The following is a 19,094-nucleotide window of genomic DNA, read 5'->3' as shown; positions in this document are numbered from 1 at the left end:
ACTGGCAATGATCTGTCCAAAATCCCCCAGAATCAGATTGACCAAGCCGAATCGCCCTTGCGAATCACAAAAGGCGAGCTACATACACTAAGTCAGACAGCCGATACGAGCGCCCGTAGACCACAGATGTCACTAGAGCGGCGAAATCATAGTCGGATAATCAGCGCTGTCGATGCCTGGAATGTGCCGGAGACGGCCTAAAACGGTAGGGATGCCGGTGAGCACTCCTGCCCGTATGTGTTTTGGGTTTTCAATTCCGTGAAAACATTTTGATACCAGGGTTAAGTCAGGTTTAAGGGACTTTGCGTTAAACCCCAAAGTCAAATGTGATTCAAATGCTACCTGTGTGGGTTCATGCACGGGGGCGATGGGTTGCGTAACGCAATAGTTCGCTGGCGCACGACCAGCGACTTTGGAGCAGAATATGGCGACGAAGGCGACACAAGCTGAAGATACGCAGGAACCGGCAGGCGCAGAAGGACAAGATGGTCCTCTCTTGGATTTGTCGGTCGCCGCCGTCAAGAAAATGATCAAAACCGCAAAAAAACGCGGTTACATCACTTATGACGAACTGAATGAAGTTCTTCCTCCTGATCAGGTGAGCTCTGAGCAGATTGAAGACACCATGTCGCTTCTTTCTGAAATGGGCATCAACGTTGTTGAGGCGGAAGATGCGGAAGAGGGTAAAGAGGAAGAAGATGCACCGGCTGCTGTAGATGGCGGCGAGCTGGTTGTTGCGTCTTCAACTGCTGTTACCAAGACTTCCACTGCTAAAGAACCAACTGACCGTACCGATGATCCGGTGCGTATGTACCTGCGCGAGATGGGCTCTGTTGAGCTTCTTTCCCGTGAAGGTGAAATTGCGATTGCAAAGCGCATTGAGGCTGGCCGTGAGGCTATGATCTCTGGTCTTTGCGAAAGCCCGCTGACCTTCCAGGCGATTATCATCTGGGGTGAGGAACTGGCCGAAGGCAAAGTTCTGCTGCGTGACATTATTGATCTGGATGCGACTTACTCTGGTCCTGGTGATGCAGGTGGTCCGTCCGATGATGATCTCAGCGAGCAGGAAGAAGCTGGTGAGGGTGAAGTTCCTGAAGCGGTTCGCCAGAAGGAAAAAGAAGAAGCCCGTAAGCGCAAGGAAGAAGAAGCACGCAAAGCCAATGGCGCTGCTGCTCCTGCCCCTGCAGCTGATGGCGCTCAGGGTGAGCAGACCGGCGAAGGTGGCGAAGCGACTGACGACGATGACGACGAGTACGAGGCAAACGTTTCTCTTTCCGTAATGGAAGCAGAACTGAAGCCTATGGTCGTTGAGATCTTTGACAAGATCACCGAGGACTACAAGAAGCTGCGTAAGCTTCAGGATCAGCTGGTTGAAAACAAGCTGGCCAACAAAACACTGTCCCCGTCTCAGGAGCGTCGTTACAAGAAGCTCAAAGAAGACATTATTGCTGAAGTTAAGAGCTTGCACCTCAATGCAAACCGTATTGAGACACTGGTTCAGCAGCTGTACTCCATCAACAAAATGCTGATGGGTTATGAGGGCCGCCTGCTGCGTCTTGCAGACAGCAACGGCGTGAACCGCGCTGACTTCATCAAACACTATCAGGGTTCTGAACTGGACCCGAACTGGATCCGTAAAGTTGCAAACCTTTCTGGCCGTGGCTGGAAGAAGTTTGTAACCAACGACGGTGACATGATCCGCGAACTGCGCGGCGAGATTCAGTCCCTTGCGACTGAAACTGGCCTTGAGATCACCGAATTCCGTACTCTGGTTTCCATGGTGCAGAAGGGGGAGCGCGAAGCGCGTATCGCGAAGAAGGAAATGGTGGAAGCGAACCTTCGTCTCGTTATCTCCATTGCCAAGAAGTACACCAACCGTGGCCTGCAGTTCCTGGATCTCATTCAGGAAGGTAACATTGGCCTCATGAAGGCGGTAGACAAGTTCGAATACCGCCGCGGTTACAAGTTCTCCACCTATGCGACCTGGTGGATTCGTCAGGCGATCACCCGATCCATCGCGGATCAGGCGCGCACCATCCGTATTCCGGTGCACATGATCGAGACGATCAACAAGATCGTTCGTACCTCTCGTCAGATGCTTCACGAGATTGGCCGTGAGCCGACCCCGGAAGAGCTCTCTGAAAAGCTGCAGATGCCGCTTGAGAAGGTTCGTAAGGTGCTGAAGATCGCTAAGGAGCCTATCTCCCTTGAAACACCGATTGGTGACGAGGAAGACAGCCATCTTGGTGACTTCATCGAGGATAAAAACGCCATCCTGCCGATTGATGCGGCAATTCAGGCGAACCTTCGTGAGACCACCACCCGCGTGCTGGCATCGCTCACACCTCGTGAAGAGCGTGTTCTGCGTATGCGCTTCGGTATCGGCATGAACACCGACCACACTCTGGAAGAGGTTGGTCAGCAGTTCTCCGTTACCCGTGAGCGTATCCGTCAGATTGAAGCGAAAGCCCTGCGCAAGCTGAAACACCCAAGCCGCTCCCGCAAACTGCGGAGCTTCCTGGACAGCTAAACCGCTGCACTGGTTGAGAATTAAGAAGCCGGTCTCCGAGAGGGGGCTGGCTTTTTTTGTTGGAGGGTGATTTTATTTACGACTGAAAATCTGCAGAAATTTATTAATGATTGATCCGGCCCTCAATCTTCGATGACGAGACTTCTTGTTCAGTGATCTGTTCTGGAGTTGAAAGCAGAGTTCACACAGCTGCTGAAGATCACCATCTGTTGTAAATTTTGTTGTCAGGTGATGTTTTGAGGGGAGTTCTGAAACATGCATTTCGATTACAGAGCGGGCGAGATTTGCTCTGGCTATTTTGCTTTCTGTGTCGACGGTGATGCGTTCACCATCAAGGTTGAACTCATAAAAATATCCGTTTGAATCGAATAGGGAATACTCATTGTTTGCGATGTCGATGGGTTCAACGTCATTTATGACACTCTCCAATGAATCGTAAAATTCCAGATCACCAGCTTGCTTGATGGAGCTGCTTTCGTTCAACACGAATAGAGTCTGGAGACCTGAAGCTGTTGCTTGCGGAAACGTCAACACTGCCTCCTTACATGCCTCCGAAACTTGAGTAATTAAGTTCTCACCTCCGGCAAACTCCAGATATTCGCAGAATGGGTCGTGGAACACGATAAAGCTGAAACTGCGGTCAAACGTAAGTTCAAAACTTGAGCCGGATATTCTGGTGCAGTACTGTTTCAGATATAAGTTCAAATCGTCCTTTTTGTTTGAAAAGGCAAATACATACTCATCGATAAATGGTTCGTTGCTGGCGGGATCGATTAGCTCAATCCACGAGATATCTATCAGTTTATCTGAGGGCTGTGATGCGATGATACTTAGTAGTGGCCCAATCTCATTATCATCATCACCAAACAGCACATCATCGGAAAGGTAGATTGACGTTAAGCCTAGCTGCGTTAACAGCTCCTTCTTTATCCCTTGCTCAGGAGATGCGAAGTTGAGAAAGGTACATTCGCCAAATTCTCTAATTTCAAGCATTGTAGTATGTCCTAAAAGTCGTCGTTTCAGACCTTGACTGCTAAAACCATTCTCATTGCGTCGGCTAATGTGTGTGTGCCTTCACACAGAACTTCCAGAGTGAACTTTTCCCTGTCGTATTTTACAAAAATCGGTTTCTCTGGGTTGGAGTAATGCTCCAGAAGCCACTTAATGCTCTCGGGCTCGGGTTCATGAGGGTCGTATGTAACAGTGATACACCATCCTGGATTGTCGAGGGTCTCTATTTTGATGCCTCCGGTATGCTCCCAGTCTCCGTTGCACAGATCTGCATACCAGTCTTCCAAACCGACTATATCCATCTCAAATTGCCTTATTAAATAGTTGTACCTGTTAGAAATATGCAATGAAAACAGAATGGATGGAGGGCTGTTAAAAGTAAAGTTTAGCAGAGGCAGTCATCTTGGTGACCTCATCAAGGAATAAATGCCATCCTGCTGATTAAGGCGGCAATTCAGGCGAATTTTCGTGCAACCACCATTCGTGTTCTGGATCCCGCATCGAGTGCGGGAAGACGGCGGAGAGGTGTGAAGCCGTTTTGCTTGTTCCGCTGCCGTCATGCCGGACGGAGCGAAGTGGAGATCCGGTATCCAGCGGAGATGTTTGTGTTTGGGGCATTGGGTCCCGCATCGCACGGCGCTTGTGCGGGATGACGAAGGAAGAGAGGTGCTGCTTCGTGTGGTCTGCGGTGCCCTCGCCGTCATGCCGGACGGAACGGAGTGGGGATCCGGTATCCAGTGGGGGGGAGAGGTTTGTGTTTGGGGCTCTGGGTCCCGCATCGCGCTGTGCTTCGTGCGGGAAGACGGGGGGTGGGGTGTTATCAGCGTATCCTTGGGGCAACACCTTGTCGGCTTGTGCAACTTTTCGTTGACAGGTGGGGCGTTCCATTCCACATTCATATGTGAGGCTTCGAAACCTCTGAAAAGCGGTAACCGCTCCCGTTAACTAGCGGATTTTTTGTGCCTTTTTTCTGGGGCGCAAACCCTTTGCTATGAGCGGGAGGGCGGTGAATACAACACCTCCTTCGGGGGGGAATAAACTCGCCTGTCTTTTCCAGGTTTCGAACCTCCCGCTCGCCAGTGGGTCTTCGAAAGCTCATCTGTCGTTGCGGATCTTCAACAGCCAGAAAAGAAGGCTTTGAATATGGACGACACTGCATGCGCCTGTGGCGCCACAAATACTCTTCAAAATGAAATTGACGAAGTGAACGTTGCCGTTTCTGATCTTCAGAACCTTGTTTACGTTCAGCATTTGGTGCTGAGCGAGCGGATGAAGAACAGCAGCGAGCGTGATGCTTTGATCACCTTGCACTATGCACTCTCTGACCGCCTAGAGGCACTTGATAAGACCTGCGGAATTTTGACTGATGCGTTGTTCGGCACCTTCTCCCCTAGAGGAGCATCCGACAGCGCGACACGCAGCGTCGCCTCTCCAACACCGGTCAACACCAATATTGTGTCTCTTGATTAGATCACTGTGATCGGCACTCCAAGGGCTCGCGACTAAAGCAGTTTGCCTTCAAACTGAAACAGATAAACTGCTTTAGACTTTGATTTTGCGTATTCTTATCCGAAAACCGGATTCCACTTTTCGGGAATACGCAGAATCCACCCTTGCACAGCCCTTCATGAGTGTCCTGCTGGTCTGCGGCCGGGCGCCTCTTGCCCGCAGGCCAGCGTTTTGGCTTATCAATGATGATGTTGGCTTTTGAGTACTCGCGCAGATGTCTTCAAACTGAAGCGTTTCTTCAACTGGGTGTTCCGGTGTTTCTGCCATTCTTGCTCTAAGGTGTGCAATGGAGCAGGGATATGGAGCCGGAAGATTTTCGTCGTGAGCTGGATGGGTTGCGGGCTGCTGTGGAGCGGAAGCCGGGGCGGGGATGGGTGATTGTGGCTGCGATTGTCACGACCCTGCTGGTTCTGGTGGTGATTGTCGCGATTATGATGTTTGTGATGATGAGCCGCATGCACAATGTTGGGTGGGGCGGTCATGGGCCTGACAGATATTTTGATCAGCCTTTGCGGCAGCCGCCTGCGCCACCACCGGGGCAGCCGTTGCCTCGCTAAACCCTGATGGACGTCCTTTGGTTTGAGCACCGGCCGGTGCCTATGTTTCTGGCGGATCGCGGCCGGGGTTGTCTCCACATTTGCGGCACATGCTGTTTCTCCTCTAAAGCTTAGGTCATCTTTGGCATTTTGAACGCTGCGATGGCGGCGAGGCTGGAGATGAGTGCCATGATGAGGAAGACGAGTGGGCCGGACGAAGCTGCATTTTCCAATGTGATCAGATCTTCCGCGCCGGGGATGGAGAAACCGGTGAGGCCTGCCAGCAGGCCAGCCAAGGCTGCGCCGATCGCCATGCCAGCGGATTGTAGCGGACCGATGAAGCCAGAGGCTCTGTCGCGCTCATCATCCTGCTCCGCGTAGATGATTGCTTTCTTGAGGAACTGGCTGCTCATGCCAAAACCTGCTCCGGCAAAGATGGAGGAGACGAGGAAGATCCAGAGAGACATGGCGGAAAGGGCCCACATGGTGAGCAGCGAACCTGCGATGATGCTCAGGGTTCCCACACGGATCAGGTAGGTTTGTACATGCGGTGTCTGCACGCGCGCGACGATCCATGCAGCAGCTGTCCAGCTGAAGGCGGTGATGGCCATGGCGTAAGAGGCCTGCGTGACGGTGAGGCCCCAGAGAACCTGCCCCATGGCTGTGCCATAGACAACGCGGGCGGCGCTGGAGATGGAGAGCAGAAGTGTGACCCACATGCCAAGGCCGATGATGCCGTTGAACCGGAAAGCACTGCGCGGAATGAAGGGCGCGCTGCTTTTCTTATCCCAACTGACGGCCATGAACAGCAGGGCTACGCCGACGATCAGCGCTAATGAGATGTGTCTTAGATCGCGCAGTTCGCCCACATAGGCGATCAACAGTACGGCCACTGCGAGCAAGGAGAGGCGCGGGATAATGTTCTTTTTGCCTGTGCCTACGGACGTCTCTGTCTTTTCCCTCGTGGTTGCCGGAATGACGGTGATTGCGAGTATCAGCAGGAGCATGGCGAGCGGCAGGTTTGCATAGAACACAGCACGCCAGGACCAGCTGTCGGTCAGCATTCCGGCGGTGAGGGGGCCAATGCCTGCAGAGACCGCCCAGACACCTGAGAGGAGTGCAAAGACGGAGGAGACAGCGGTTTTGGGATAAAGGTCTGAAATCAAGGTGTAGCAGAGTGAGACGATCATGCCTTCGCCAAGGCCCTGAAGCATTCTGCCAAGCAGCAGGTGTTCCAGCGAATTGGCTGCGCCTGCAACAAAGGAGCCCGCGAGGAATGACAGTGCGGCGGCGATGAAGAGCGGGCGTGCGCCAATGTTGGCTTTCAGGGATCCTGTGACGGTGCCAGCCAGAATGGAGCCGATTTGAAACAGGCTGAGCACCCAGAAGGCGCGCTGCTGGCCGCCTAGATCTCGGATGATATCGGGCATGATGGCGGAGGACAGGAAGCTGTTCATGCTGGCAGAGCCAACGCCGAGGATCATAATGAGGGACGCCAACCAGCGACCATCCATCGTCAGGTTCTTTAAGGGAGATAAAGGAACAGATTGTGTGGGATTGGATATGGTCACGAGTATCACCTATTTAGAAATATATCTCTTTCTTAATTTGCGGGATTTAATAAGTAAAGTATTTTCTTATTAAATGGAGAGGCCTGTTAAGACCGGCAGAAATCGATTCCGCATAAATTGGCCCCGCATAAATTGGCGGATTGTTCCTTTTGTTTCGTGGGCTTAGCCTTTCCTTAGCACGGGGAGGCCCTTTTTTCGGTAAACATCAGGGCAAATCGAGAGGCGTGGTTTGGTGCGGGCATATGGCGGTGTTCTGCACATAGTCATGCTTGTTTTATGACTTGTCAAAACTGCCGGATTTGGGGTGGTACGCAGCCTGGGAAAGTGGAGGTCGCTTTTCCTGCAGCTGATGAGCGTGGTGTTGCCAAGTGTAGCATGGTGCTTTTCTTCTTGCACCAGTTTGGCTGACAGGAAATGCCGGGCTGGAAAAAGAAAACCCCGCGGGGCGCGGGGTTTTGAAGGTGGTGTTGGAGGCTCGTGTTTATTGCACAAGCTCATATGTTATTGTCACTGATGACGAGAGGGTTTCTTGCCCTGCTGCAATTGGAGGGGCGCTGTCCATTTTTGCAGCTCTCATCGCCATCATTTCCGGATATGGGCTTGGGTTATATCCAGCTTCGGAAATACTCAGGACCTTGCCGAGTGTGACACCAGCAGCTTTTGCGTAGGTTTCGGCCTTGGTGCGGGCATCCTTCACTGCGCTTTCCCGCGCTTCATCAATGTATTTCTCAGGATTGGAAACGCCGAACTGGATCTGGCCCACATCGTTGGAGCCGTTCTGCACCAGCATGTCCAGTGTTGTGCCGAGTTTGGTGATGTCTTTCAGATTGATGCGGATGCCATTTTGTACGCGGTATCCAACAATCTCAGGGGCTTTGCGCTCACCGTTGTTGAGACGACGGTTGTCGTAGATCGGGGAGATATCAAAGCCGGTGGTCTGGATGTCTTTTTTGTCGATGCCAGCGTCTTCAACATCCTGAAGGATGGCGCGCATGGTGACTGAGTTTTGCTGAAGTGCAGATTTTGCGTCATCGCCCTGCGTGATTACGCGGGAGACCAGCGTCGCCATATCCGGTGCCACGTTGACGGAGCCCTGTCCAGAGATGGTGATCTTGCCGGTCTGCTCAGCAGCCTTGGCATTTACACCACTGGAAACAACAAGGGCGGCGGCAACGAGACCGGCAACGGCCAGCGCGCTCATGCTTGGAAGACGCAATTTCTTCTGTTTGTTCTGCATTAAAAACTCCAATGTCAAAGTCGTTTGGGCTGATGCAAGATCAGGGGGCCTGACTGTCATTCTTGATCAGCCGAATATCGAGAAATGCAATTAGAAGTTACAATTGCGGCGGCTCTCGGGCGTGATCATGTCAATTCACGGGTTTGATTTTGATGATCAAGAATAATTGGATCACCCACGTTTCCATCTCCCGACAGCAGGATTGCAATGGGGCGGGAAGACGGGAATTGAGCGCAAATGATGATGGCGAGCACGACAAGTGGCACGCACAGCACCATTCCAATTACACCCCATAATGCGCCCCAAAAGCTCAAAGAGATCATAATAACGAGGGGTGAAATGTTAAGTTGTGTGCCCATCAGACGTGGTTCCACCAGATTGCCAAGAATGAACTGAACTGCTCCCAGTCCCAATGTAATGGCGATAAATGGTGTGAGGGTGTCGAAGTAAACCAGCGACAGCAGGCTTGGGAAAATGACTGCGATCAGGGATCCGATAGTCGGGATGTAGTTGAGCAGGAAGGCAATGAAGCCGAAGAGCGCTGCATAGGGCAGGCCTGCCCAGGATGTGATGGCATAGGTGAGGAAACCCGTGATGATGCTGACGCCGGTTTTGATGCCCATATAATGACGCATGCGGCGGCCAATCTCTCCACGAATGGCAAACGCCAGCTGTACACGGTCGGAATCTTCGAAGAGGGCGGCCAGTTTCTTATCGAATGTGGCGGCCTCAAAAATCATAAAGAGCACGTAGATGAAGACCAGAGAGCTGGAGCCAGCAAGGCTGGTGAGAACAGAGGCTCCAGTGCTGAGGGCTGCGCTCAGCGAGAAGTTGGGCAGGATATCCGACAGCTGGAGCGGCTTTTCCATGTTCAGCTGATTGGCCAGCTTGAGCAGCAGTTCATCCAGCCGACCCTGATATGTCGGGGCGTCGAAGGCCAGTTGCTGCAGATTGACCGAGACGATGTTGAACAGGATGCCGACGACATAGAAGATCGCGAAAAGGGCCAGCAAAATGGTGAGGGGACGCGGCAGGTAGGTGCCGATCACCGGCAGATGTCGCAGGGCGGAGGACATCGAGTTGATGATGTACCAAAGCACCAATGCGATAATCAGGGGGATGATGAGGGAGCGCCCTATGAAGAGTAACCAGCCAATAACGACAAGGAGAAAGAGAGAGGCGGTGAACTTAATGAGGGGCTGGCGCATCATGCACTCCAAGGGGGCAGGCTGTCGGTGGCGTGTTGAGTTTTCACATATTCTCTTAAAATCAGGTATTTATAAAGCATTGTGATGAATCCTCTGTTGATCTGACGGGGAAAAGACACATCCCCAAGTTTCAACAGGATCTGCCGGACTCCCGGCTTTAAACAATTTACTCCACGGCGGTTGTTGGTGTAGAACCTGTCCTCGGTAAGGGCCTGTAGCTCAACTGGTTAGAGCCGTCCGCTCATAACGGACTGGTTGGGGGTTCAAGTCCCTCCGGGCCTACCACCTTTCCCTATCTTCTTTGTTTCTCTTTAAAATTCGCTGTCGTGGTGCAGGTTGCATCTTGTGGTGGAGTGCATTTTGCCTGCCTGCTGTAATCATCTGGGCGCTATTAGAATTGATAATAATACCACTATGAATTCATGGATGATATATTCTATCAATAATCCATTAGGTGAAATTAGTTCATAGTAATTACTTGGTTCTTACCTTGTTAAAAGAAACTAATACCTCGATATGTCGAGAGATGACACAATAGTAATCCCCTAATATACCAAAGCTACATCGATACAACTGACACTTTCTTTCTCAGAAATTTATCGTGAAGTCCTCGTTAGATTAGGGGTTGCTATGAGACTAACATCTGCTCTCGGGCTTATGCTGGGGTGTGCCCTCAGCGTGGGCTCTTCTCACGCACAACAACTTATTTATCAGCCGACTAATCCAAGCTTTGGCGGATATGCGGCCAACACAACGCACCTGTTTGCAACAGCCAACGCGCAGAAAACGGCGACGGTTGGGGGAAGCAACAAGTATGGGTCCGGTTCCGGCAGTGGGGCGGATGGTTCCGGCAGTAGTCTGGCTGACCTGTTTGTGCGCCAGCTGCAGAACCGACTGATTTATGCGCTGGCGGATCAGGTTTCCCAGGCGATCTTTGGTGATGATCCGAAGGACAGCGGCACCGTTAGTTTTGGCGACCAGAAAGTTTCATTTGTTCGCGGTTCAGATTCCATTCAACTGCAGATTATTGACGAAAGCACAGGCGCGATTACCGATATTACGGTTCCGGTTCTGCAGACTGATACTCCTATAAATTAATGCCAGGTTATTGATATGATGAAGAAATCCATTGTGGTTGCCATGGCGTTGTCGTTGTCTGCTTGCGGGCCGGTAACACGCATGGCTTTTAGTCCCGGACCTCAACTTGCAACGGTGTCTGTTCAGGCCAGCAAGTTGAAAAAGCTGCCGCCTCCGAAAGAGCCCGTCTATGCTGCGGTTTACAGCTATCAGGATCTGACGGGGCAATATAAGCCCTCCGATAAAGTGCAGACCCTGTCTCGTTCTGTGACGCAAGGGGCGGATACCATGCTGGTTCGTGCTTTGCAGGATGCGGGGGATCGCAAGTGGTTCCGTGTGGTTGAGAGGGGCAATCTGGATGCCTTGCTGAAGGAACGCCAGATCGTTACGCAGATCCGCAAGATCTATTTGGGTGAAGACAAGGTGGACCCGAAGGTTCTGCCGCCGCTGCTTTATGCTGGCGTTTTGTTTGAGGGCGGCGTTGTTGGGTATGACAGCAACACCCGCACAGGCGGTGCCGGGGCTCGCTATCTGGGCATCGGCGGCAATGCGGACTACCGACAGGATGATGTGACCGTATCGCTTCGTGCTGTGAGCACGCGGACGGGTGAAGTCATGGCCAACGTAATGGTTCAGAAGTCTGTGGTCTCTGTTGGCCTGAAGGGCGGGGCTTTCCGCTACATCGCTTTGGATGAAATTTTAGAAGCCGAAGCTGGGATCACCAAGAACGAGCCTGTGACGCTGGCTGTTCAACAAGCCATTGAGAAGGCGGTTTATGCCATCGTGATGGAAGGTGCCCGCGTTGGAGCCTGGAGTTTTGAGAACCCGGCGCAAGCCAATGCTTTGTATCAGGAATACACATCGGAGAAGGCACAGGTCACTCAGCGTGTAAAGGTTAAAAAGGCGCGCCCCCCATCGAATATGGGTCCTTACAGAGGCAGTGTTCCACTGGCACGGTCAAACCTGTGGGCGAATAAGAAATCTTAGGATGTTGCGAAATGTTCAGCAGTTCTAGAACAGCATCCAACTTTTTCCTCCTGCACTCCAACATCTCTAACTCATTGAAAATAAGAGGCTATGAGAATTGGTGGCAAGAGATCTCGGTTACCGTAAAAACGGTAATAGAGGGTGTGCGACCTCGCTAAAACTCACACACCCTCATGTCGCAACGGAGCAAATTTGATTGGTTGCAATCACCTTTGCTCACCCGAACTATTATAGGTGAAGGTTCGAAATTATGAAGCAAATTCTTATTTTGTCATGTTCAGCTTTAGCATTTTCAGTTGCTGCTGCGCATGCGGGAGATGGTAATGCATCTTCCCTGAGCCAGGTCAATTTAGCTGGTGCAGGCAACACGGGCACAATCACCCAGATTGGCGACAACAACGACGCTATCGTTCAGCAGACCAACACTGCTGGTGGTGGAAATACCGCAACTGTTCTGCAGACTGGTAGCAACAACATTGCTGGTAGCGACCGCAGTCCAAGCGGTAAGTATGATGGCCAGATGGTTCAACATGGCGCCAGCAACACTCTCTCCGTCAACCAAGATAACAATCAGATGGTGAGAAATGTTAGCCAGTCTGGAGACCAGAACACTGCAAGCATCTTGCAGCGTGCCAATGGTTCTCCATCTGACCGTACTCCTGATCATCGTGTCTGGAACGTGGAACAGACTGGTCAAGCAGGTGCTGTCACAATGCAGAACAGCCTGACAATTGATCAGCGTGGCGACACTAACGTTGTGGCTCGTGTTACTCAGGAGAACACCAGTGCAACTGGTGGTGTAAACACTGCAACAATCCGTCAGCGTGGCAATCTTAACGGTGCTAACATCAACAATGTTCCACCAGATCCAACTGGCACCGGTACAAACGTTGTCGAAGGTCCATCTCATGGTGCGAAGCTGATCCAGGTTGGTTCTGCCAACGATACATCAGCTTCTCAGAATGGTTCACGCAATAACTTCTGGCTTGAGTCCAGAGGTAATAGCAACCTGGTTGATCTGGTTCAGGATGCAGGGGCTACCCAGTCCTATGCTAAATCTGTCATCGAAGGTGACATGAATGATGCTGCTTATCGTCAGACTGGTGATCTGCAGGATGCTGATGTCAACGTAAATGGCAATAACTTCCTGATCCGGACCCGTCAGGCTGGATCTTCCAATGCTATCGACTACGTCGGTATGGGCTCCAATGGTAAGGTTTCCATTCAGCAGACCGGTGAAGGCAACACCGTCTCTGGTAACTCCAGTGGTGTTAACCAGTACATGGCTGTGAAGCAGTCTGGTGATGGCAACAGTGTGGATATTGCTGGGCTAAACGGTCCAAACATCAACAAGTTCTATGTGTTGCAGACAACTGACGACAACACAGTAGAGGTTGGCACTGTTTCCGGAAGCTTTAACCGTCTGCAGTTCATCCAGAAGGGTGGCGATAACAACCAGATCATCTGGGGTGACGTTTACGGTGATCAGAACAAAGTGTTCTTCACTCAAAACGGTGCTGGCAACATCATCGAAGGTAACATCGGTGACCTGAGTGATCCGTCTACCAGCAACAACAACCGCTTGCAGGTTGCTCAGATTGGTAATGATAACAAAACTCTGGCTGTGATCATGGGCAACAACAACAACGCCCGTGTTGGTCAGAAAGGCAACATAAATGCTGCTGATGTTAGCCAGACTGGTGACAACAACAACGCCACCATTATGCAGGGTGCTGCGAACGTAAACCTGCCAACGATCGTGACAGACAACTCTGTTCCATTCCAGACACTGGATGGTGCGACTGGTTGGTAAGTCTATCAGCCCCGGCCTTAAGGGCCGGGGTCTTTTCAGTTTTAGTGACTGAATCCAGAAAAAATAGAAAACGCTGTGATGTGATGGAAGTGGCTTAGTCCACTTCCGGAGCATTGTCATGTTGGGTCGGTCTGTTGGTTTTCTTGGTTTTTGGGGTGCCCTGTTGATCGGGCTTTCCTGGAGTGCCGCGCAGGAGCTGGCGGTTATTCCTCAGGTGAATGCAACAGGATATGCGCTGGACAATCAGAGTTTTCGATATCTGGAAGAAAAGAGCGCAAAGGTGTTCACCGGCAATATTCCGCAGGTGACGGAGTACGGTGGCAACACCATCAGTCTTCGTGGTCTTGAAGAGAGTTTTGCCAGTTTGATTGTACCAGTGGAGCCTTCGACGATCAGCGGTGTGCCGAACTCACCGGTTGCCGGGCAGGGGCTCATCATCGGAACGGGAAACACGGTGCTTTATGAAGCGCAGGGAACCGGGAATGGTTTTGGTTTCATTCAATACGGGTACGGCAACTCGCTTTCCGGCAGAGTTTATGGGCACGACAACAATGCGCTGGTGGGGCAGTTTGGGAACAACAACCGGGCGCTCTTCAATCAGTTCGGGAATGGAAATTCTCTGAGTATTATGCAGGGGCAATAGCCTTAGGTGGGCTCATCGCTCCGATTTTCGGGTGATGGTTATGTTTAGAAGTTTTGTAGGAATGATGCTGGCTGCTTTGTTGATGCCGTGTGCGGTGTTTGCGGGTGACGGGAACTCGGCGCTCATCCGGCAGGTGGGTGACAGTCACAAAGTTCAAGTGATGCAGAATGCCAATAATACTGAGGCAACCGTTCTGCAAGGCGGTGATACCTTGACCGCAGGCCTTGGGCAGTACGGTTTGAGGGGCACATGGCTTGTCGGCAAGATTTTTGGTGCTTCGAAAGATCAGCTGGATACGGCAGATGATTTAGCGGCGCTTGCTGTGCGCAACAGCTTTCTTGCGCCCAATGGTGGCGGTGTAGGGAATGACGCCACTGTGGTGATCACGGGTGATAACTCAACGGGCAATCTGTTCCAGACTGGTGATGGCAATCAGGGCTCCGTGGAGGTTTCCGGCAACAACTCCAAAGGTACCTTATGGCAACACGGTAACAACAATGAAGCTGGGCTTGCTGTGACGAGCAATGGAACCAATGTGCTTTACACTCAGCGCGGAAATGGGCTCAAGACTGCGGATACTGGTGCCGGCAATACGCTGACAGTTCATGCGCCGGGCAACACGGTGATGGTTCATCAGCAGTAGAAGCCGAGAGCCAGATTGGGTGTGTTTCCTGAGGTTCAGGTGTTCAGCGCGTTTTCACGTTCGGCCATGGCCAGTGCACCGCGCAGGGCGTCGTTTTTGGCTGGCACGATGAACTGCTTCAGATCTGGCGGGAGGAATGCGTCGTAGGCGTGGCTGAGGCCGCCGAGAAGGGCGATGGGGAGTTTGCCATCATCACTCAAGAGGCGCAGAGCTGAGGCCACGTAGGTGGTGCCTTCTTCGACAATGTCGAGGGCAAGGCTGCTCTGCTGCTTGGCGTAAATGAGGATGATGGGCATGAACTCGCCGAAGTCCTTCGGCTTTGCTGTGCGGGCGAACTCAGAAAGCTTGCGCGGGTCGTCGTCAAACTGGCGCAGGATGTGTTCTGTTAGCGGGCAGAGTTTGCGCAGGCCGTCGTGGGCGAGCAGGGCTTCTTCCAGCGCGCGTTCGCCCATTTTGGCTCCGCTGCCCTGATCCCCGCAGTGGAATCCCCAACCGCCGAGGTAGTAGTGCTTTTCGCCTTTGCGGGCCATAAAGTTGGAGCCGGTACCGAGAATGCCGATGACGCCGTCTTCAGAACCGTGGGCACCTTCCAGAGCGATCAGGCTGTCGGAGACGACCTGAACTGCAGCGAAGGGCAGGTTCTCGGCAAGGCCGACGGGGTCGTTGTGGGCGTTGGCGCCGGCAAGGCCCAGCACGGCGAAGGTGTGCTGCAAGGCGTCTTCCGTGAGGCCCGCATCCTCGCAGGCTTCTTTTGCGGCATGGAGGATGGAGCTGAGGCTCTGGGTTGGATCGCTGTAGATGTTGGCTGGTCCTGCTTTGCCGCGGCCCAGCAAGCGTCCGTCTGCTGTTGCGATTGCTGCACGACATGTGGAGCCGCCGCCATCAACACCCAGAATGTAATCCATGAGGTTTGCCTCTGTTTGTTCCAATCCCTGTGCTGTGTATGGCAGCAGGTGTTTAATGCATGGTTGAGACCTGTCAGTTTTAGCGGCAGTGGTCCCGGTCATGAGCTGAGATTTAAGTTGCTAATCTGCATAAGTCCTGATCTCTTTGCATAAGTCATTGAGAAGGAATTACAGTGAGCGGACCAAACATTCATATTTTTAGAGAGGATGAAGTTGATCGCAGGCGTGAGGCTGGTCTTGTGACCCTGCTGGATCAATGTTTTCCTGGTTTTTTTGAAGGTCGGACTTTCTTCAAGCAGCTTCCTCATTTCAGGCTGATTGCTGAAGAACACGATGAAATCATTGGTCAGGCCGGGGTTGATCACCGGATGATTAAAGTTGGAGACCAAAGCCTGCGGGTTTTCGGGATGATCGACGTGTGTGTTGCTGAAACGCACCGCAATCGCGGTATCGCAGGCGCCATACTGCAAAAAGCAGAGGAGTTGGCCAAGCGGGCGGACGTCGACTTTATGGTGCTGATTGCGGATAAAGGTGGATTGTACCTGAAACATGGGTTCCGCCATGTTTCTCCCGCACCAGGCAAATGGATGGCCATTCATGAGTTGGCCAGCATCATGCTGCTTGAGAAAGATTTGCCTGAGTATTTTATGATTAAGCCTGTCGGCGACAAAACGTGGGCTGGGGGGCAGATCGATATGATGGGCTATCTGTTCTAGGTGTTTTCCGGAGAAAACGGCCTCACCAAACGAATGCGGCAAAAGCCGTTTGCGCTGTGTTTTGATCAGGCAAACGGCTTTTGTGAAACGTTCGTTCTGGTGGCATGCTCTTTGAGGGGCATACCAGCTTGGTCAGATCTACTTCGTGTTCACTCGGGCAGAGAGTTCTGCGGCGGTTTCTTTGCGCTCGGAGTATCTGTCGGTGAGGTAGTCAGCGTGGCCTCGGGTGAGGTGGGTGAACTTCATGAGTTCTTCCATAACATCCACCACGCGATCATAGAGAGAAGACGGCTTCATGCGGTCGTTCTCATCAAACTCCAGAAACGCCTTTGGAATGGATGACTGGTTGGGGATGGTGACCATGCGCATCCAGCGGCCCAGCACGCGCATCTGGTTGACGGCGTTGAAGCTTTGAGAGCCGCCGCTGACTTGCATCAGCGCCAGAGTCTTGCCTTGTGTCGGGCGGACAGCGCCGACGGACAAAGGCACCCAGTCGATCATGGTTTTCATGATGCCCGTCATGGCACCGTGGCGTTCTGGTGAGCACCAGACCTGACCCTCAGACCACATCATCAGCTCGCGCAGTTCCCGCACCTTGGGGTGGTCTGGTTCCGCATCATCAGCCAGTGGCAGGCCGCTTGGGTTGAAGATGCGGGTTTCGGCGCCAAGCTGTTCCAGAATGCGCTGGGCTTCTTGTACCGCGAGGCGGGAGAATGAGCGTTTGCGTAAGGAGCCGTAGAGCAGCAGGATGCGCGGGGCGTGGTCCGGGGCATCGTCTTTGCGCAGGGTGCCGGATTGGATCGGGTGGAAGCTGTCAGCCTCCACCTCTGGCAGGTCAGTTAAATCAATCGAGCTCTCAGACACGGCTTAACCCTTTGCCGGAATGACGATTTCGCCATCTTCCTTGGTGAAGGCGCCGATCTGTTCCTCATCGAGGATTTCCAGCAGCACTTCAGATGGGCGGCAGAGGCGAGTGCCTTTGTTGGTGGTGACGAACGGGCGGTTCATGAGGATCGGGTGTTCCTCGATGAAGTCGATCAGCTGGGCGTCGGTCCACTTTTCATCGTCCAGGCCGAGTTCCTCATAGGGCGTGCCTTTTTTGCGCAGGATTTCGCGCACGGTCAGGCCGCTGTCCTTGATCAGCTTCTCCAGCGTTTTGCGGGAAGGCGGGGTTTTGAGATACTCGATAACCTCTGGCTCGGTGCCGGCCTGCTTGAGCATGGCGAGGGTGTTGCGGGAGGTGCCGCATTTGGGGTTGTGGTAGATGATCGGGTTCATTTGGTCTCTCCGATGGGGTCGGTCAACGACAGGGAAACGGGTTGAAGTCCAGACACATGGTCGGATCGCCGCTGCAGCAATCCTCGGTCAGGAACCGAAGCAGGCCGCGCATGGTGTGCGGGGCAATGGCGTAACGCACCACGCGGCCTTCGCGCTGGGCGGTGAGTAGACCAGCGCGTTCAAGCGTTGCAAGGTGGAAGGACATGCGGGTGGGGGCGATGGAAAGGTCTTTGGCAATCTGCCCGGATGGAAGGCCGTTTGGCATGGCTGTCAGGATGAGGCGGAATGCGGCCAGCCTGTCCTTGTGGGCCAGAGCGGCGAGCGCTGCGACGGCGTCATCTTCCTGCAGATTTGTGGGGGCATCACCCGTAGAATTCTCAGTCATGCGAATATATTACAAATATCCTTGTAGTATTGCAAGGTGAGTCTTCAGCGGAGAAAGAGGATAAGGGGAGGGAGGCTTTTTGTTATTGAGGAGTGCCTCCCTCCCTTTGTGCCAATGCCAACCTGTCAGGCATTGGGTGGTTCAGATGGGGGATGTGCTGTTTTGCTTAGCGGCGTGGGGAGAGGTGGAAGAGCACCACTTCTGCGTCCTTGCCGTTGGTCAGCTCCAGTGTGCCGGTGCCATCTGCTTCAATGGCATCGCCGTCTTTCAGCGTTTCGCCGTTGATCTGCACTTCACCGCGGGCCACGTGCACGTAGACGGCACGTTCGTCGGCCAGCTCAAAGCGGATGGCGTCGTCGCCGTTCAGTTTGCCGGAATAGACGTCTGCTGCTGCCTCTGTGCGGATGGAACCGTCGCGGCCATCGTGGGAGAGGAAGAGCTGCAAGTTGCCATCGCGGGCGGTGTCATCCAGCTCCAGCATTTCATAGCGCGGCGTGGTGTTCTTGCGGTCCGGGATCAGCCAGATCTGCAGCAGGTGGGTTTCGTCCGTGCTGGATGGGTTGAACTCTGAGTGCTGCACGCCGGAGCCGGTGCTCATGAACTGGATGCCGCCTTTGCGCACGGTGCTGCCGTTGCCCATGGTGTCTTCGTGGGCCAGAGCACCTTCCAGCATGTAAGAGAAGATCTCGAAGTTCTCATGGGGGTGCATGGGGAAGCCGCCACCGGCTGCGACCCAGTCATCATTGATGACCCGCAGATTGTGGAAGTTCATGTTATTACGGTCAAAATAGTTGGCGAAGCTGAAGGAGTGGGAGGACTTCAACCAGCCTGCATCAACGTGGCCACGGGCTTCGGACGGGCGAATTTTTACTCTTAAATCAGATGCGATCGTAGACATGGGACTCTCCTGATTTCTTAATATTTTCAATGCGGTCGTCTTGCCTCTCAAGATATTCCTCTTCTCAGAATGAACAAGGTAAGCTTTGGTGATCTGATTGTTCGCTAATGGTGAACGAAGAGATTCGGGTGGGCTTTGCGGAAGCTG

The 19,094-nt window shown here is 52.9% G+C and carries 19 protein-coding genes and 1 tRNA gene; 10 read left to right on the top strand and 10 right to left on the bottom strand.

What is annotated here, in order from left to right:
- Nucleotides 1-424 precede the first annotated feature (424 nt).
- The gene (rpoD, locus tag AC3CB2_RS14640; RefSeq protein WP_352933687.1) at nt 425-2,530 is read left to right on the top strand and encodes an RNA polymerase sigma factor RpoD; all 2,106 of its coding nucleotides are present in this window, start codon (nt 425-427) and stop codon (nt 2,528-2,530) included.
- A 72-nt stretch (nt 2,531-2,602) separates the two neighbouring features.
- On the opposite strand, the gene AC3CB2_RS14635 is transcribed toward rpoD, so the two are convergent.
- Both AC3CB2_RS14635 and AC3CB2_RS14630 read right to left on the bottom strand, forming a co-directional pair.
- Complete coding sequence (locus AC3CB2_RS14635) at nt 2,603-3,523, bottom strand: hypothetical protein (RefSeq protein WP_352933684.1); 921 nt, start codon at nt 3,521-3,523, stop codon at nt 2,603-2,605.
- 26 nt (nt 3,524-3,549) lie between these two features.
- Nucleotides 3,550-3,843 (bottom strand): Imm53 family immunity protein, encoded by a 294-nt coding sequence (locus AC3CB2_RS14630; protein WP_352933681.1) that lies wholly within the window; start codon nt 3,841-3,843, stop codon nt 3,550-3,552.
- Nucleotides 3,844-4,684: 841 nt separating this feature from the next.
- Between AC3CB2_RS14630 and AC3CB2_RS14625 the strand changes: the two genes are divergently transcribed.
- Together AC3CB2_RS14625 and AC3CB2_RS14620 are read left to right on the top strand one after the other, a co-directional pair.
- Nucleotides 4,685-5,011: a hypothetical protein gene (locus tag AC3CB2_RS14625; RefSeq protein WP_352933678.1), complete on the top strand. Its 327-nt coding sequence runs from the start codon at nt 4,685-4,687 to the stop codon at nt 5,009-5,011.
- Nucleotides 5,012-5,349: 338 nt separating this feature from the next.
- The gene (locus AC3CB2_RS14620; protein WP_352933675.1) at nt 5,350-5,607 is read left to right on the top strand and encodes a hypothetical protein; all 258 of its coding nucleotides are present in this window, start codon (nt 5,350-5,352) and stop codon (nt 5,605-5,607) included.
- 110 nt (nt 5,608-5,717) lie between these two features.
- On the opposite strand, the gene AC3CB2_RS14615 is transcribed toward AC3CB2_RS14620, so the two are convergent.
- From AC3CB2_RS14615 to AC3CB2_RS14605, 3 genes are all read right to left on the bottom strand, one after another.
- Nucleotides 5,718-7,157, bottom strand: coding sequence for an MFS transporter (locus tag AC3CB2_RS14615; protein ID WP_352933672.1), 1,440 nt, complete (start codon nt 7,155-7,157; stop codon nt 5,718-5,720).
- A gap of 481 nt (nt 7,158-7,638) precedes the next feature.
- Nucleotides 7,639-8,394, bottom strand: a complete 756-nt coding sequence (locus tag AC3CB2_RS14610; protein WP_014286674.1) for an SIMPL domain-containing protein — start codon at nt 8,392-8,394, stop codon at nt 7,639-7,641.
- Between the two features lie 125 nt (nt 8,395-8,519).
- Nucleotides 8,520-9,602, bottom strand: a complete 1,083-nt coding sequence (locus AC3CB2_RS14605; protein ID WP_075698770.1) for an AI-2E family transporter — start codon at nt 9,600-9,602, stop codon at nt 8,520-8,522.
- Between the two features lie 208 nt (nt 9,603-9,810).
- Here AC3CB2_RS14605 and AC3CB2_RS14600 point away from each other — a divergent pair.
- The 6 genes from AC3CB2_RS14600 (at nt 9,811) to AC3CB2_RS14575 (ending at nt 14,765) form a co-directional block, all read left to right on the top strand.
- Nucleotides 9,811-9,887 (top strand) — tRNA-Ile (locus AC3CB2_RS14600).
- Nucleotides 9,888-10,232: 345 nt separating this feature from the next.
- A complete protein-coding gene (locus AC3CB2_RS14595) occupies nt 10,233-10,700 on the top strand; it encodes a curli assembly protein CsgF (RefSeq protein ID WP_208608798.1) in 468 nt (155 codons plus the stop codon).
- A gap of 15 nt (nt 10,701-10,715) precedes the next feature.
- Nucleotides 10,716-11,666 (top strand): CsgG/HfaB family protein, encoded by a 951-nt coding sequence (locus tag AC3CB2_RS14590; protein ID WP_014286672.1) that lies wholly within the window; start codon nt 10,716-10,718, stop codon nt 11,664-11,666.
- 250 nt (nt 11,667-11,916) lie between these two features.
- Nucleotides 11,917-13,479, top strand: coding sequence for a curlin (locus AC3CB2_RS14585; RefSeq protein ID WP_352933667.1), 1,563 nt, complete (start codon nt 11,917-11,919; stop codon nt 13,477-13,479).
- 118 nt (nt 13,480-13,597) lie between these two features.
- The gene (locus AC3CB2_RS14580) at nt 13,598-14,122 is read left to right on the top strand and encodes a curlin repeat-containing protein (protein ID WP_352933664.1); all 525 of its coding nucleotides are present in this window, start codon (nt 13,598-13,600) and stop codon (nt 14,120-14,122) included.
- 40 nt (nt 14,123-14,162) lie between these two features.
- Complete coding sequence (locus tag AC3CB2_RS14575; protein ID WP_352933661.1) at nt 14,163-14,765, top strand: curlin; 603 nt, start codon at nt 14,163-14,165, stop codon at nt 14,763-14,765.
- Nucleotides 14,766-14,800: 35 nt separating this feature from the next.
- Here the strand turns inward: AC3CB2_RS14575 and AC3CB2_RS14570 are convergent, their stop codons facing one another.
- The gene (locus AC3CB2_RS14570; RefSeq protein WP_008547991.1) at nt 14,801-15,670 is read right to left on the bottom strand and encodes a glucosamine kinase nucleotide-binding domain-containing protein; all 870 of its coding nucleotides are present in this window, start codon (nt 15,668-15,670) and stop codon (nt 14,801-14,803) included.
- 173 nt (nt 15,671-15,843) lie between these two features.
- Between AC3CB2_RS14570 and AC3CB2_RS14565 the strand changes: the two genes are divergently transcribed.
- Complete coding sequence (locus AC3CB2_RS14565; protein ID WP_352933658.1) at nt 15,844-16,386, top strand: GNAT family N-acetyltransferase; 543 nt, start codon at nt 15,844-15,846, stop codon at nt 16,384-16,386.
- A 138-nt stretch (nt 16,387-16,524) separates the two neighbouring features.
- On the opposite strand, the gene arsH is transcribed toward AC3CB2_RS14565, so the two are convergent.
- The 4 genes from arsH to AC3CB2_RS14545 form a co-directional block, all read right to left on the bottom strand.
- On the bottom strand, nt 16,525-17,250 hold the full coding sequence (gene arsH, locus AC3CB2_RS14560) for an arsenical resistance protein ArsH (protein ID WP_352933655.1): 726 nt from the start codon (nt 17,248-17,250) through the stop codon (nt 16,525-16,527).
- Between the two features lie 3 nt (nt 17,251-17,253).
- Nucleotides 17,254-17,664, bottom strand: coding sequence for an arsenate reductase (glutaredoxin) (arsC, locus tag AC3CB2_RS14555; protein ID WP_352933652.1), 411 nt, complete (start codon nt 17,662-17,664; stop codon nt 17,254-17,256).
- Nucleotides 17,665-17,686: 22 nt separating this feature from the next.
- On the bottom strand, nt 17,687-18,049 hold the full coding sequence (locus AC3CB2_RS14550) for an ArsR/SmtB family transcription factor (protein ID WP_197432686.1): 363 nt from the start codon (nt 18,047-18,049) through the stop codon (nt 17,687-17,689).
- Nucleotides 18,050-18,215: 166 nt separating this feature from the next.
- Complete coding sequence (locus AC3CB2_RS14545; RefSeq protein ID WP_352933649.1) at nt 18,216-18,947, bottom strand: pirin family protein; 732 nt, start codon at nt 18,945-18,947, stop codon at nt 18,216-18,218.
- Between the last annotated feature and the right edge of the window lie 147 nt (nt 18,948-19,094).

Source organism: Pseudovibrio sp. SCP20 (genome assembly GCF_057774105.1).
The sequence above is the reverse complement of the archived record's forward strand: the minus strand, read 5'-3'. Positions and strand labels throughout refer to the sequence as shown.